Origin of the sequence: Streptococcus sp. 27098_8_82 (genome assembly GCF_041431615.1) — a bacterium.
GTDB classification, from domain to species: Bacteria; Bacillota; Bacilli; order Lactobacillales; family Streptococcaceae; genus Streptococcus; species Streptococcus sanguinis_K.
Genome location: NZ_JAPVYB010000001.1, coordinates 17,429 through 33,587 on the forward strand (window position 1 = coordinate 17,429; position 16,159 = coordinate 33,587).

Annotated in this window: 12 protein-coding genes; all 12 read left to right on the top strand. The window is 40.9% G+C overall.

The features are described from left to right. Positions 1–62: 62 nt before the first annotated feature. The 12 genes from O3627_RS00090 to O3627_RS00145 all read left to right on the top strand — a co-directional run bounded on the left by O3627_RS00090 (position 63) and on the right by O3627_RS00145 (position 16,126). Positions 63–1,022, top strand: coding sequence for a hypothetical protein (locus O3627_RS00090; protein WP_270619290.1), 960 nt, complete (start codon positions 63–65; stop codon positions 1,020–1,022). After that, positions 1,019–2,239: a hypothetical protein gene (locus O3627_RS00095; RefSeq protein ID WP_270619291.1), complete on the top strand. Its 1,221-nt coding sequence runs from the start codon at positions 1,019–1,021 to the stop codon at positions 2,237–2,239. The genes O3627_RS00090 and O3627_RS00095 overlap by 4 nt, the downstream gene beginning before the upstream one ends. Before the next feature lie 425 nt (positions 2,240–2,664). Next, positions 2,665–4,089 (top strand): NADP-dependent phosphogluconate dehydrogenase, encoded by a 1,425-nt coding sequence (gene gndA, locus O3627_RS00100; RefSeq protein ID WP_011837381.1) that lies wholly within the window; start codon positions 2,665–2,667, stop codon positions 4,087–4,089. Positions 4,090–4,098: 9 nt separating this feature from the next. Continuing rightward, the gene (locus tag O3627_RS00105; RefSeq protein ID WP_011837380.1) at positions 4,099–4,788 is read left to right on the top strand and encodes a response regulator transcription factor; all 690 of its coding nucleotides are present in this window, start codon (positions 4,099–4,101) and stop codon (positions 4,786–4,788) included. A gap of 287 nt (positions 4,789–5,075) precedes the next feature. Continuing rightward, positions 5,076–7,268, top strand: a complete 2,193-nt coding sequence (locus O3627_RS00110) for a PTS transporter subunit IIBC (protein ID WP_011837379.1) — start codon at positions 5,076–5,078, stop codon at positions 7,266–7,268. A 17-nt stretch (positions 7,269–7,285) separates the two neighbouring features. Continuing rightward, positions 7,286–8,101, top strand: coding sequence for an endonuclease/exonuclease/phosphatase family protein (locus O3627_RS00115; protein ID WP_011837378.1), 816 nt, complete (start codon positions 7,286–7,288; stop codon positions 8,099–8,101). 170 nt (positions 8,102–8,271) lie between these two features. Beyond that, positions 8,272–8,745 carry a transcriptional regulator NrdR gene (nrdR, locus tag O3627_RS00120; protein ID WP_002894570.1) on the top strand — a complete coding sequence of 158 codons (474 nt, stop codon included), beginning with the start codon at positions 8,272–8,274 and terminating at the stop codon, positions 8,743–8,745. After that, positions 8,746–9,930: a helicase DnaB gene (locus O3627_RS00125; protein WP_011837377.1), complete on the top strand. Its 1,185-nt coding sequence runs from the start codon at positions 8,746–8,748 to the stop codon at positions 9,928–9,930. Then, positions 9,931–10,830: a primosomal protein DnaI gene (dnaI, locus tag O3627_RS00130; RefSeq protein WP_002894572.1), complete on the top strand. Its 900-nt coding sequence runs from the start codon at positions 9,931–9,933 to the stop codon at positions 10,828–10,830. After that, entirely contained in the window at positions 10,827–11,543 is a 717-nt protein-coding gene (locus tag O3627_RS00135; protein ID WP_011837376.1) for an NADPH-dependent oxidoreductase, read from the top strand. Before dnaI ends, O3627_RS00135 begins: the two co-directional genes overlap by 4 nt. Positions 11,544–11,585: 42 nt before the next feature. Then, the gene (der, locus tag O3627_RS00140; protein ID WP_011837375.1) at positions 11,586–12,896 is read left to right on the top strand and encodes a ribosome biogenesis GTPase Der; all 1,311 of its coding nucleotides are present in this window, start codon (positions 11,586–11,588) and stop codon (positions 12,894–12,896) included. 128 nt (positions 12,897–13,024) lie between these two features. After that, positions 13,025–16,126 carry a DEAD/DEAH box helicase gene (locus O3627_RS00145; protein WP_371621217.1) on the top strand — a complete coding sequence of 1,034 codons (3,102 nt, stop codon included), beginning with the start codon at positions 13,025–13,027 and terminating at the stop codon, positions 16,124–16,126. The last annotated feature ends 33 nt before the right edge of the window (positions 16,127–16,159 follow it).

Here is a 16,159-nt window from a genome sequence, read left to right on the forward strand (position 1 = left end):
AACCTCGGCAATTTGCTGGTTTTTTTGGTATAATTAAAACAACACTAATAATGAGGTTTTGTATGACTATAAAAGTATATTCCATTGATAAAGTTGTTGAAGAGCGGACACTCGATAAAGAAAAGTTAAAAAATATCCGAGAGTTGTTTAAATTTTTGATAGGTGATCAAAAATCTCATCTGTCCGTAAAGTGTATTTTACCTCCTGAAAAACAAACAAACACTTCAGTATTGTTTGAATTTAAAAATCATGACCCTAAAGACAGTTTTGATTTTAAAAAATTCGCCGATAAATTATTGTCAGCAGAAACAAATGAGGATGGAAAACGAAATAAGACGATTAGAACAGGTATCCTGTTTATTGAGCAAATTGGTAGTCGTATTAAGTTGATAAAGCTAGAATCGACGAATGCAATTGATCCCGAAACATTTGCTATTAGACAAGATTTAGGATTAGATAATAGTTACTACAAGATTTGTATTTTTGAGGATAATTTTGATAATGTGACCATTATTGATAAAAGTAATACTGCGGCAAAATTTTGGTATAATAAATTTTTGGATTTAAAACTTTTTAGAGATAGTGATACTAATACTGACACATTGATTAAATTTATTAATAAAAACTTACTATTTTCTGAGGAAGTTATAAACAAAGAAAACTATGAAGAGGTTAAAGAGTTATCATTAGAATATATTTTTGAAAGTATTTCTTTCGACAAGGTTGAACTAACTAATAAATTAGTTCAAAATAATTTGTTGGATACAAATGATGAAAGTGAGATTTTTTCTGAAAGATCATTGGATTTAGATTCAGAATTTGATATATCTAAGAAAATGATTGTTAAACATTTTAAAAAATCTTTACAAATATCTGATATAACAAGTATTTATACGGATAATATTATTGAGATGAAAGATAGGCAGGAAGTAGAATATAATAGCAATACAGGTAAATTAGAGTTGGATATTCAGGAGAGGTATCGCTCTCAAGTTTTACAAAATCTTGGTATAGATGAATGACTAATAGTATAGTAACAAAATGGCAAAGTACTGCTGCGATTATAGATTTAAATTCTCCTTTACGACAAACTTTTGAATCAAATCCGATTGCTGTCAAAAATCGTATTGCTGTCAAAAAGCATGATGGGTACCATATCTATAATAAAAAAAATATTTGGATTTTTGAAGAAGAGTTTATAGATAAATCAAGTCATACTTTACAACAAATTTTTGATAAATTATGTATTAAAAATTATGATAATATACAATGTTTTGATTCGACGACTAATACATTTAATTTAGTTACTAAATCTGATGCTGAAGACTACTTGAAAATTATTAGTTTGAATATTATTCGTGGTGTAGGATATGAAAAGTTAAACATTTCGTTAGAACTTTTGTCCGAAGGAAAATATAGTTCTAAAAGTGATCGGGTACGCCATCTTATAAACATATATGTATTATTTCTTTTAGCTAATCGAACAAAGAGACAACAAAATAGACTCGAATTTACTTTTGAAGGAGATTTAGATTCTTTTGTCTTTGAAACGGAATTTGGAAAAGGAAATTTTACCGATGGATTATTAGAAATTTATGAATGGATTGTTAATGAACAAGAATATAGTAAGGCTTATAAAGTAAAGTTGCAGATTATTCGAAGTTTGATTATTAAACACAAAAAACTCGATGGATTAGACTTAATTAAAAATCAAGCAGAATCTATTTTTAATAGAATTGTTAGTGGAAAAACAGACCATTATTTTGAACTTCAAAATAATTTAAAAGATGACTTTATAAAAATTTCGAATATGACTAGTGAATCTAACTCAAGTTTAAATACGAAATTATTTGGTTGGCTAACGGCTTTTTCTTTGATTATTTTTGATTTTATAAAAGAGAGTGATGGTCAAAATCTATTTAGAAGAATTATTTGTTCAACTTCAGAAAAAACTAATGTATTGTTATTACTTTTGATTATGGCTTTGTTAATCATCATGATAATGTTTAATTTAGATATTAGTGATATTAGAAAACAATATCAATGTTTAAAAGATCTTTATGTGAATCAAATGTTTATTTCTAAAGAAGACTTTAACAAATTCATCAAGAAACCATCGTATTGTAACATGTATAACTTATTATTACTATGCTTGTTAATTATACTTGTTTTAAGATTGCTAATTCCTATGATATTATTGTTTTTAGTACAATTTAATATAGAGTTTCCATTACAATAATCTTTTAGAAAGCAGATTACTACATAACAAATTCTGTAAGTTCGAACCGATCTGAGAAGTACAACATTGCAGCTTTCTTATCAGATGTTAGGGGAATTGATTTGATATTTGAATAGACTAACTAGTTCCTAATGGTGTAAATCAATTAGTTTATTAAAATACACGTCAGGCAAATCGATTAAATCATTCAAACACTCATTTGGTGGTCGTGATATTCACGATGTTCAGCAAGAAGGCATTTCCAACAAGGCATTTGGAGATTATTATGAAAGTCTCTACTTTACCTTAAACTCCCACAACCAAGTTCAGTTACATCTGAGCTTGGTTTTTCTATACATACACCCACACAATCCGTCTCCGACTTAATACTTTCTTTTAAGCCTTAAAAATGATAAAATAAGACAAACAAACTATAGGAGAACATAATGACTAAAGCAAATTTTGGTGTTGTTGGTATGGCTGTTATGGGCCGTAACCTTGCCTTAAATATCGAATCTCGTGGCTATACAGTTGCCATTTATAATCGCTCAGCAAACAAGACAGAGGACGTCATTGCCTCTCATCCTGAGAAGAACTTTGTGCCAAGCTATGATGTAGAGTCTTTTGTGAACTCTATCGAAAAGCCACGTCGGATTATGCTGATGGTTCAAGCTGGTCCTGGTACAGATGCGACTATTCAGGCCTTGCTTCCTCACTTGGATAAGGGCGATATTCTGATTGACGGCGGGAATACTTTCTACAAGGATACTATTCGCCGTAATGAAGAGTTGGCTAACTCTGGTATCAATTTCATCGGTACAGGTGTTTCTGGTGGTGAAAAGGGCGCATTGGAAGGGCCATCTATCATGCCGGGTGGTCAAAAAGAAGCTTATGAGTTGGTAGCGGATGTCTTGGAAGAAATCTCTGCTAAAGCTCCTGAAGACGGTGCACCATGTGTGACCTATATCGGTCCTGATGGCGCTGGTCACTATGTAAAAATGGTCCATAACGGAATTGAATATGGAGATATGCAGCTTATCGCTGAGAGTTATGACCTTATGCAGCACTTGCTGGGCCTTTCAGCTAGTGAAATGGCAGATATCTTCACAGAGTGGAACAAAGGCGAACTGGACAGCTATCTGATTGAGATTACAGCGGATATCTTGACACGCAAGGACGATGAAGGTCAAGATGGTCCAATCGTTGACTACATTCTGGATGCAGCTGGCAATAAGGGAACTGGTAAGTGGACCAGTCAATCTTCTTTGGATTTAGGTGTGCCACTGCCATTGATTACAGAGTCAGTCTTTGCGCGTTACATTTCTACCTATAAAGATGAGCGTGTGACTGCCAGCAAGGTATTGCCAAAACCAGCTGCTTTCACCTTTGAGGGAGATAAGGCGGAGTTGATTGAAAAGATCCGTCAGGCTCTTTACTTCTCAAAAATCATGTCTTATGCTCAAGGATTTGCTCAGTTGCGTGTAGCTTCTAAGGAAAATAATTGGAATCTGCCGTTCGGAGAGATTGCTTCTATCTGGCGTGCTGGCTGTATCATCCGTGCCCGCTTCCTTCAGAAAATTACAGATGCTTACAGCCGTGATGCTGACCTTGCAAACCTGCTCTTAGATGAATACTTCATGGATATTACAGCTAAGTACCAACAGGCAGTCCGTGATGTTGTCAGCTTGGCTGTGCAAGCAGGTGTACCAGTACCAACCTTCTCCAGTGCCATTGCTTACTTTGATAGCTACCGTGCGGAAAATCTGCCAGCTAATCTGATTCAGGCACAGCGTGATTACTTTGGTGCTCATACATACAACCGTAAAGACAAAGAAGGTACCTACCACTATTCTTGGTACGACGAAAAATAGGATAGGCCTATGGCAAAGCGAATTTTACTAGTAGAAAATGAAAAAAATCTTGCCCGATTTGTGAGTTTGGAACTGCAAAAGGAAGGCTTTCTTGTAGATTTAGCTGAGACTGGTCAAGAGGGACTGGCTTTGGCTAAAGATGTGGATTATGACTTGCTCTTGCTCAACTATGATCTTCAAGATATGACTGCCAGCGATTTTGCTCAGCAGCTGAGCTTGATTAAGCCAGCGTCCGTCATTATCGTTCTGGCTAGTCGCGAAGAGATTGCAGATCAGCAGGAAGCAATCCAGCATTTTGCTGTTTCCTACGTAGTCAAGCCTTTCATTATCAGTGATTTAGTGGAGCGTGTTTCTATCATTTTCCGCGGGCGCGACTTTATCGACCAGCACTGCAGCCTCTTAAAAATTCCGACCTCTTATCGCAATCTGCGAGTGGATATTAAAAATCATACAGTTTACCGCGGTGAGGAAGTCATTGCACTGACGCGGCGGGAGTACGATTTGCTGGTTACCCTGATGGGCAGCAATAAGGTTATGAGCCGTGAGCAACTGCTGGAGCGTGTCTGGAAGTACGAGAGTGCAACCGAGACCAACGTTGTAGATGTTTATATTCGTTATCTGCGCAGTAAAATTGATGTGGAGGGGCAGCCAAGCTATATCAAAACCGTTCGCGGTGTTGGTTATGCCATGCAAGAATAAAAAATTCAAAACTCTGTTCTCCTTGAGAGACGGAGTTTTTTTGCGCTTGTTACAGTATTGATAGGAGAAATAATGCGGACTTTGTGGTTATTTCATGCAATCGTTTTCGTTGGAATATGGCAAAAATATAACTCTTGAAGAGAAAATGCAGTATTTTAGGTGCAAAAAAAGAGAAAATTTTTTTATAAAAGCCTTTACAAAATAAAAAATCGTGCTATAATAGATGTATCGACATGCAAACGATTTCACAAAAAGGAGTGGTTTGCAAAAAATATAAGGAGGTCTGAATGATGAAAGATTCATTCAAGAACATTTTTAGCTTTGAATTTTGGCAAAAATTCGGTAAAGCTTTGATGGTGGTCGTTGCTGTTATGCCGGCAGCAGGACTGATGATTAGTATCGGTAAATCGATCCCGATGATTAATCCAAATCTAGGTGTTTTAGTCACTATCGGCGGTGTCTTAGAGCAGATTGGTTGGGGGGTTATCGGTAACCTGCATATCCTCTTTGCTTTGGCTATCGGTGGAAGCTGGGCAAAAGAACGTGCTGGCGGTGCCTTCGCAGCAGGTCTGTCCTTTATCCTGATTAACCGTATCACTGGTGTTATGTTTGGCGTTACCAGCGATATGCTCTCAGATAAGGCAGCTGTAGTTAAAACAATGTTTGGTGCGTCAATTAAGGTTTCTGATTATTTCATCAGCGTTCTGGAGTCACCAGCTCTGAACATGGGTGTCTTTGTCGGAATTATTGCTGGTTTTGTTGGAGCGACAGCTTATAACAAATACTATAATTTCCGTAAATTGCCAGATGCTTTGTCATTCTTCAATGGTAAGCGTTTTGTACCTTTCGTTGTTATCTTGCGCTCAGTAATCGTAGCAATTGTTTTGTCATTCGTATGGCCAGTTGTTCAATCAGGTATCAACAGCTTTGGTATTTGGATTGCTAACTCACAAGATACTGCACCAGTTTTAGCACCATTCATCTATGGTACTTTGGAACGTCTCTTGCTTCCATTTGGTTTGCACCACATGTTGACCATTCCAATGAACTACACAGAATTAGGTGGTGTTTACCACGTTATTACTGGTTCTGGTGCGGGAACAACTGTAGCTGGTCAAGACCCTCTATGGTTGGCTTGGGTAACTGACTTGGTTGGTACGAAATCAGCTGATCCTTCTACTTACCAACACTTGCTTGATACAGTTCATCCAGCTCGATTCAAGGTTGGTCAGATGATTGGTTCATTCGGTATCCTTATGGGGGTAGCGGCGGCTATCTATCACAATGTGGATGCTGACAAGAAGCACAAATACAAAGGTATGATGATTGCGACTGCTTTGGCAACCTTCTTGACAGGGGTTACTGAGCCAATCGAGTACATGTTCATGTTCGTTGCAACACCGCTGTATATCATCTATGCATTTGTACAAGGTGCTGCGTTTGCAATGGCTGACATCGTTAACCTTCGTGTGCACTCATTCGGTTCTATCGAATTCTTGACCCGTACTCCTATGGCCATCAATGCTGGCTTAGGGATGGATATCATCAACTTCATCTGGGTAACTATCCTATTTGGTGTTGTGATGTACCTCATTTCTAACTTCATGATCAAGAAGTTCAACTATGCAACTCCAGGACGTAACGGTAACTATGAAACAGCAGATGGTTCAGATGAAGCTTCTTCATCAGAGTCAACTGGCGGTAAAGTTGCTGAAGCTTCTCAAGCAGTAAATGTTATCAACCTTCTGGGTGGTCGCGCTAACATCGTAGATGTAGATGCATGTATGACTCGTCTGCGTGTGACTGTCAAAGATGCTGAAAAAGTTGGAACAGAAGAACAGTGGAAAGCTGAAGGCGCTATGGGCTTGGTTATGAAAGGCCAAGGTGTTCAGGCTATCTATGGACCAAAAGCTGACGTTCTCAAATCTGATATTCAAGACTTGTTGGATTCTGGTGAAGTGATTCCTGAAACACTTCCGAGCCAAAAAGCAGAATCAGCAGCTGCCGAAGTTACTTACAAAGGTGTGACTGAGGAAGTTGAAACTGTTGCGGACGGTCAAGTCATTGACTTGGCAGATGTTAAAGATCCAGTCTTCTCACAAAAAATGATGGGTGATGGATTTGCAGTTGAGCCAGAAAATGGTAAGATTTATTCACCAGTTGCTGGTACAGTAACTAGCGTCTTCCCTAGCAAGCACGCTATCGGTCTTGTGACAGATAACGGTCTAGAAGTCTTGGTACACATTGGTTTGGAAACTGTTAGCCTTGAAGGTAAACCTTTCGAAGTTCATGTTTCAGAAGGTCAAAAAGTTGCAGCTGGAGATCTTTTAGTCACAGCTGACTTGGAAGCAATCAAGGAAGCAGGACGTGAAACTTCAACAATCGTAGTCTTCACCAATGCAGCAGCTATCAAGTCTGTAACAGTAGAAAAACTTGGTCAAGCATCTGCTAAGACAGTTGTTGCTAAGGTTGAATTGTAATATAGAAAAGAGAAATCATGGCAAAATTCCTGACATTAAATACTCATAGTTGGATGGAAGAAGAGCAAGAAACTAAGCTTAATCAGCTTGCAGAACGCATTCTTCAAGAAAAATATGATGTCATTTGCCTGCAGGAAGTCAATCAATTAACGGAGTCTGAACAGGTTGTTCAGGCTCCTTTCTATCAGGCGGTTGAGGGCGCAATTGAGATTCATCAAGACCACTTTGCCCTTTGTTTGGTAGAAAAATTGGCTGATGCAGGACTGGACTATCATTGGTCCTGGGCCTATAATCATATTGGGTTTGATATTTATAACGAAGGAGTGGCAATTCTGTCCAGAAAGCCGCTGACTCCTAGAGAAGTTCTGGTATCAGAGGTTAATGATCCTAGGGATTACCATACCCGCAAGGTCTTGCTAGCCGAGACTGAGGTGGAAGGTCAATTACTGACAATTGCCTCCTGCCATCTGTCTTGGTGGGACAAAGGCTTCCAGGGGGAATGGGCTAAGCTTGAAGAAAAGCTTCTAAAAGCAGAAAGTTCTCTGGTTCTGATGGGAGATTTCAACAATCCAGTCGGCCAGCAAGGCTACCAGACCATCTTAGCCAGTCCGCTGAAGCTGCAGGATAGTCATGCCGTTGCGAGAGAAGCTATCGGAGAGGCGACAGTAGAAGGTATTATTGCAGGCTGGGATGATAATAAGCATGCTCTGAAGATAGATTATGTTTTCACTAGCCAAGGGATGGACGTTGAGCGTTCCGCTGTCGTCTTTGACGGGAAAGAAACCCCTGTTGTCAGTGACCACTTTGGTTTAGAAGTGCAAGTGACTTTATAATAGTAAAAAGATGAGGCAAGACTGAGAATGCAACAGATTTGCCTCTCTTTTTCTTTTTGATAAACATATTTTTAAGGTGAAATAGTGTAATTTTACACCCCAAACGGCTGTCTTTTGTTATTCTTGAAAACGTGTTATAATGAAGTATTAGGATTCTAGGAGGAAATGGTATGCGTTGTCCAAAATGTGGTGGGAATAAATCAAGTGTAGTTGATAGCAGACAGGCAGAAGATGGGAATACAATCCGTCGCCGCCGTGAGTGTGAGGAATGTCAGCACCGCTTTACGACCTACGAGCGCGTCGAAGAGAGAACCCTAGTTGTTGTCAAAAAGGACGGGACGCGTGAGCAATTTTCTCGGGATAAGATTTTTAACGGTATTATTCGCTCGGCTCAAAAGCGACCAGTATCTAGTGACGAAATTGAGGAGATTGTCAACCGAATCGAGCAAAAGGTCCGCAGTCAGAGCGATAATGAAATCAATAGTGAATATATTGGATCCTTAGTCATGGATGAACTAGCAGAGCTGGATGAAATCACCTACGTTCGTTTCGCCAGTGTTTACCGGAGTTTCAAGGATGTGGGAGAGCTAGAAAGCCTGCTCAAGCAGATTACCAAGGGGTCCAAGAAGAAAAAGGACAAATAAATGAAACCAAATGATAAATTTTACTTTATTAAAAATTATTTTGTAAATTTGAATATTGCTGATTTGATTAGATGTTACTTGCCTATCATCGGTATGGGCTCTTCTTCTGTGTACCAATTTCTTGTTGCTATCTGGGATAACGGTAGTAAACCACATCAATTTAGTGAAATACTTAATCATTTGAATTTTGGTTTTAATACTTTACAAGATAGTTTTGATTTGCTGTCAGCTATGCAGCTTATTGAAATTTATGAACAAAAAGATTCTCAAAATCAACAAATTTTTGGGATTGTATTGTATCCGCCGTTATCTACTCAAGATTTTTTAAAGCATAATGTATACAGAACTTTACTTGAAAAAAAAATAGGTGAAACATGTGTTTCGAACTTTGAAAAAGTAAATTTAATTCATGAGAAAAAAATATCAAAAAACTTTTCAGATGTTTTTGATGATTCAGGAGAAAACTTTATTACAAATCGACCAAAAAATGATTTTGAAATAGAACATTTTGAACAACTGATGGCTAGAGATTTACTGAGGTTCGAGAATAAGGATGACAGTATAATTGCTCTCTATAACATTTCTGAAAAATATAAAAAATCTTGGTTTGATGTGTATCAAGTTGCTAAGGAAACAGCTGTTGATGATGTTATTTCTATAAAAAGAATTAAGAACTTTTTTAAGAGCAGAACACAAAATTCGAGTAAAGTGATATTTTCTGATTCGGAGAGATCTCTAATTTCAGTAGCAAAATCTAAAACTCCAATTGATGTGCTGGCTGAATTTAAAGAGAGTAAGTATTCGGGTATTACTGGATCTGAAAAGGAAGTATTAAAATACGCTAAAAATCTTGGCTTGCTGGATGAAGTAATAAATGTAGCTCTGTTTGATTATTTTAATAGATATACGGATACTAGTAATCTAAAAGCTAATCTTTTTAAAGCATTAGTGAATGATTATTCATATAGAGGACTAATTCAAGCTGAAGATGCTGTGGAGTTTTTATCTAAGGAAATAAAATCTCAAAAGCAAGGGGAGTTTAAAGGAAATAATAAAACTTATAAAAGCAATGTACCTGACTGGAGTCAGCCGGATTATAAAAACGAAACGAGTGCAGAGAAGCAGGCCGAGCTAGAAGAGCAGAAACGTCGGCTCTTAGCCAAACTTGAAGGAGGAGGCGAATAAATGGAGAAAATAGGACAGAATATGCCTCATATGAATAGGGTGCGGCAGTTTGACTATCAGGAGCTGGTCAAGCAGATTATGGCGGACCCAGATGTCGCGGCCTTTATCCAGCAGGAAAAGCTGACCCAAGCTGAAATTCAGCGTAGTGTCTCCAAGTTTAACCAGTATATTACGGAGCGCAACCGCTTTTTGCTGGGGGATGAGACCTATATTGCCAAGGGTTATAAGCCAATCTTGGTGAAAAATGAAGGCTATGCGGATGTTGCCTATGAAGAGACGCCTGAGTTGATTGAGCAGGAGAGACAGGAGGCTATTAGAAGCCGTCTCAATCTTATCAGCTTACCAGCCAGTCTCAAGGAGGCTAGTCTGGCTCAGGTGGATCTGGACGATGTTGGCCGCTACAAGGCTTTTGAACTGTTGACCAACTTCGTTGCTGAGTTTCCGCATTATCAGAAAGCTGTTTACCTCTACGGGGATTTTGGAGTCGGTAAGAGCTACATGATGGCTGCTCTGGCGCACGATTTGTCAGAAAAACGCAGTGTTTCAACGACACTGCTCCACTATCCGAGCTTTGTTTTGGATGTTAAGAATGCGATCAGTTCCGGCTTGGTCAAGGAAAAGATTGACCAGGTCAAGACGGCTCAAGTGCTGATTTTGGATGATATCGGTGCAGAGCAGTCTAGCCCCTGGATGCGGGATGAGATTTTGCAGGTCATTCTCCAGCACCGTATGCAGGAAAATCTGCCAACTTTCTTTACTTCTAACTTTAGTTTTGCGGATTTAGAGCGTCACTTTGCCAGCTCTAAGAATGGCGATGAGACTTGGCAGGCCAAGCGGGTTATGGAGCGAATTAAGTTTCTGGCTCAGGAGGTACGCCTAGAAGGAGAGAACCGCCGATGAATGAAACAATTAACTTGATGAATGCTCATACGTCTGTTCGCCGCTTTACTGAGGAGCAGATTTCGGATAAGGAATTGCGTGCCATCATTGATGCGGGGCGGGCTGCGTCCAGCTGGAAGAATTTTCAGTCCTACTCTATCATTGTGGTGCGAAGCAAAGAGAAAAAAGAAGCCCTCTTTGACCTAGTGCCTCAAGAAGCCATTCGGCAGTCTTCGGCCTTCCTGCTTTTTGTTGGTGATCTCAATCGTGCCCAAAAAGGCGTTCACATGCATTCGGAAGACTTTTATCCTGAGGGAACAGAAAATCTCCTGATTAGCTCAGTAGATGCTGCTTTAGCTGGACAAAATACTCTCTTAGCAGCTGAAAGTTTGGGTTATGGCGGAGTAATCATTGGACTGGTTCGTTATGCTGCCAGTCAAATAGCAGAGCTTTTCAAGCTACCGGACTACACTTATCCGGTCTTTGGGATTGCTCTGGGAACTCCCAACCAGAACCATGCAGTCAAGCCACGTCTGCCTTATGAAGCAGTGGTCTTTGAGGAAGAATATCGTGAACAGGATCGTTCAACTATCCAAGCCTATGACCGCGTTCAGACTGAATATGCCGGCGAGCGAGCTAAAGAAACCTGGAGTCAGCGCCTAGCTGCCCAATTTGGTCAGGAGCCAAATCAGGCTATTGACCAACTATTCAAAGAAAAGAAATTAGAAAAATAGGACGGAGTTTGGCTCTGTCCTAAAGAATGAAAGAGGAAAAACATGGCCTTACCAACTATTGCCATTGTCGGCCGTCCCAATGTCGGCAAATCAACGCTCTTCAATCGGATTGCCGGTGAGCGGATTTCCATTGTGGAAGATGTTGAAGGGGTGACCCGCGATCGAATCTATGCGACGGCAAACTGGCTCAACCGCAAGTTTAGTATTATTGATACGGGCGGAATTGACGATGTTGACGCGCCTTTTATGGAGCAAATCAAACACCAGGCTGAGATCGCCATGGACGAAGCAGATGTTATCGTTTTTGTCGTGTCTGGCAAGGAAGGTATTACAGATGCGGACGAGTATGTGGCTCGCATGCTCTATAAGACTCATAAGCCGATTATTTTAGCGGTCAATAAGGTGGACAATCCTGAAATGCGCAATGAGATTTTTGATTTCTATGCGCTGGGCTTGGGCGATCCATTCCCGGTTTCCTCAGTCCATGGGATTGGTACAGGAGATGTTCTTGATGCAATCGTTGAAAATCTGCCAAATGAAGAAGTGGTCGAAAATCCTGATATGATTAAGTTTAGTTTGATTGGCCGTCCTAATGTCGGTAAGTCTAGCTTGATCAATGCCATCTTGGGTGAGGAGCGGGTTATTGCCAGTCCTGTTGCCGGTACTACGCGTGACGCTATTGATACGGTCTTTACGGACAGTGAAGGTCAGGAATTTACCATGATCGACACGGCTGGTATGCGCAAGTCAGGCAAGGTCTATGAAAATACGGAGAAATACTCTGTCATGCGGGCTATGCGGGCCATTGACCGCTCAGATGTCGTTCTGATGGTGCTGAATGCTGAAGAAGGAATTCGTGAGTACGACAAGCGAATCGCTGGCTTTGCCCATGAAGCAGGAAAAGGTATTGTTATCGTTGTTAATAAGTGGGACACACTGGAAAAAGACAACCATACCATGAAAGACTGGGAAGAAGATATCCGAGACCAGTTCCAGTATTTGTCTTATGCGCCAATTATCTTTGTCTCTGCCCTGACCAAGCAGCGTCTCCATAAGCTGCCGGACATGATTAAGCAAATCAGTCAGAGTCAGAATACCCGTATTCCCTCTGCGGTCCTCAATGATGTTATCATGGATGCTATCGCGATTAATCCGACACCGACTGACAAGGGCAAGCGTCTCAAGATTTTTTATGCGACTCAGGTAGCGACCAAACCGCCAACTTTTGTCATCTTTGTCAACGAAGAAGAACTCATGCACTTCTCTTACCTGCGTTTCCTAGAAAATCAAATCCGCAAGGCTTTTGTCTTTGAAGGGACCCCAATTCACTTGATTGCAAGGAAGCGTAAGTAGGAGTTGGAAAACAGCAATTTGACAAACATACGTTTATATGTAAAAATGAAAGTAAGCATAAGAGCTTGCTTTTCTTTTTTTATGTCGAAAGTATGGTATAATGGTGAGATAAATGTAAGGTGGTAATTATGGCAAAATTAATTCCTGGTAAGATTCGGACAGAAGGAATTGCCCTGGTTGAAAACAATAAGGTAGTAATCCTTGAGGTCAGTGATTCTCTTTTATATGCTCGTGTGGACGAGTGTAATCTGCGCTATAGCTTGGATGATGATGTCATCTTTTGTTATTGCGACTTTTTCCAGAAGAAAAAATACTGTGCCCATCTGGCGGCCTTGGAGTATTATCTGAAAAATGCTCCATCTGGAAAAGATGTGCTAAAGAGTATGGAAGAAGAGGAGTTGACCAGTCAGGAGACCCAAGAGCTGGTTTCTTTTGGAAGCTTGTTCTTGGATAAGCTCTTGCCGGATAAATCCAATCAACAGGTTCGTTATGAGCTTTCGGCTACTGGTCAGGAGGATTCTTATACAGGGCAGTTTCTCTGGAGTCTCCGGATCAGCCGCTTACCGGACGAGCGCTCTTATGTTGTCCGAGACGTTCTTTCCTTCCTTCGGACCTTGGAAAAGGGCGGACATTATCAGATTGGTAAGAGTTACTATGAGGCTATTCATTTGGAGGATTTTGATGAAGCCAGTCAAGATTTGCTCGTTTTTCTGCAAGGACTAGTGTCTGACTATCAGGGGCAAGATTCTTCTTTGATTTTCCCAAATGCTGGGCGCAATCTTTTCTTCCCGGCTAGTATCTTTGAAGAGGGAGTTATCTTCCTGATGAATCTGTCTTCTTTCCGCTTAGAGTACAGCCTTTATGACTACAGTGAAGTCTTTTTCCAAGATTTACATGAAGAGGCAGAAGTTTATACTTTCCAAGTGGAAGAGTATGAAGAGCATTTTGAGCTAGTCATTGCTGAGAAGAATTATAAGATGATTTATGATGGCCAGTTTATTTTTTATGGAGATACCTTCTACCAGCTAAATCCTCAGCAGATAAGACTAATTAAGGCTTTACGGGAGTTGCCTATAGAGCATGATCGGTTGAAGCGCCTGCAATTCGACTTGTCAGAGAGAACGAAGCTGGCTTCCAGTTTGTCTGAGTTTAAAAAGGTTGGTCGGGTAGAAGCACCTGAAAGTATGATGATTCATGACTTTACAGCCAAGTTTGACTTTGATATCGGTCCTGACAAGCGTCTGATTTTGGACACTGTCTTTGACTATGGAGACAGGAAGGTGACGACTCGCAAAGATTTGGAACGTCTGCCTTTTGCGGGTAATTTTGAGCATGAGCAGCAGGTATTTAAGCAAATGCTGCAGGCAGGTTTTGTGGCAGATTTTTACAGTCAGCGACCGCCTCTGAAGCCGGAAGAAATTTATCATTTCTTCTCAGAAGTCATTCCCAATTTTGAGGCTTTGGGCCGTGTTAGCATGACAGAAGAGTTAGAGGCACTGGCACAGACAGAAAGTCCAAGGATCTCTGTCAAGATGAAGGGCGGCCTCTTAGATGTTGGTTTCGATTTTGCTGGCATTGCGCAGTCAGAGATTGACGCAGTTCTTGATTCGCTCTTTAAGGAGCAGGACTTCTTTATCAGTAAGTCTGGGCAAGTCTTGATTTTCGATGAAGAGACCAAGGAGATGAGTCGGACTTTGCAGCAGCTGCGGAGTAAGCGGACTAAAAATGGCTTCATTCAGACCAGCAGTCTGGCAGCTTATCAACTAGCAGAGTTTTTTAAGGGCAAGGATAGGGTACAGTTTTCAAAAGATGTGCAGCAACTGGCCTTTGACCTGACTCACCCAGAGGAATTCCCTCTTCCCAAGCTGCAAGTCAAGGCTGACCTTCGGGATTACCAAGAAACGGGTGTCAAGTGGCTATCCATGCTGGATAAGTATGGCTTCGGTGGAATTCTGGCTGACGATATGGGACTAGGGAAGACCCTGCAGACGATTTCTTTTCTGAGTTCGCGTATAGATGACTCTAAGAAAGTCTTAATCTTGGCGCCATCCAGCTTGATTTACAACTGGAGCGATGAGTTTGCTAAATTTGCTCCGCATCTGGATGTGGCGGTGGTGTATGGTCTGAAAAATGTTCGTGATGAGCTGATAGCGGAGAAGCATCAGATTACGATTACTAGCTACGCTTCTTTCAGGCAGGATGTGGAAGAATACCGGGACAACCACTTCCAGTATTTGATTTTGGATGAGGCTCAGGTGATGAAAAATGACCAGACCAAGATTGCCCAGTATTTGCGGGATTTTGAAGTGGAGCATACCTATGCCCTTTCTGGGACGCCGATTGAGAATAATCTGGGAGAACTTTGGTCTATTTTCCAAATTGTCATGCCAGGACTTTTGCCAAGCAAAAAGGAATTTTTAAAACTGCCAGCAGAGAAAGTCGCCCGCTATATCAAACCATTTGTCATGCGGCGCAAGAAAGAAGGTGTGCTGCAGGAATTGCCTGATTTGATTGAAGTTGCCTATCGCAATGAATTGGCAGATAGCCAGAAGACTATTTATCTGGCTCTGCTCAAGCAGATGCAGGACAGAATTGTCCATGCGACAGAAGATGAAATCAATCGCAGCAAGATAGAGATTCTGTCAGGTCTTATGCGCCTCCGCCAGATCTGTGATACTCCGAAGCTGTTTATGGAAGATTACGAGGGCGAGAGCGGTAAGCTGGAAAGTTTGCGGGAATTACTTGAACAGATACAAGATGGTAATCGCCGTGTCCTCATATTTTCACAATTTCGTGGTATGCTGGATATTATCGAGAATGAGCTAGACAAGCTAGGTATGGAGTCCTTTAAGATTACTGGCTCTACTCCGGCCAAGGAGCGTCAGGACATGACAACAGCCTTCAACGACGGCCAGCGTTCAGCCTTTCTGATCTCCCTCAAGGCTGGAGGTGTCGGTCTCAATCTGACTGGTGCAGACACAGTCATCTTGGTCGACCTCTGGTGGAATCCAGCGGTTGAGGCCCAGGCTATCGGCCGTGCCCACCGTATCGGTCAGGAGCGCAATGTCGAAGTCTATCGGATGATTACACGGGGGACAATTGAGGAGAAGATACAGGAGCTGCAGGAGAGCAAGCGCAATCTGGTTTCGACTATTCTGGACGGAGCAGAAGCCAAATCCAGTCTCTCTGTGGAGGAAATTCGAGAAATTCTGGGAATTTCGGCAGAATAGCTTGAAAAATAGCCTGAATAGTTTATAATAATG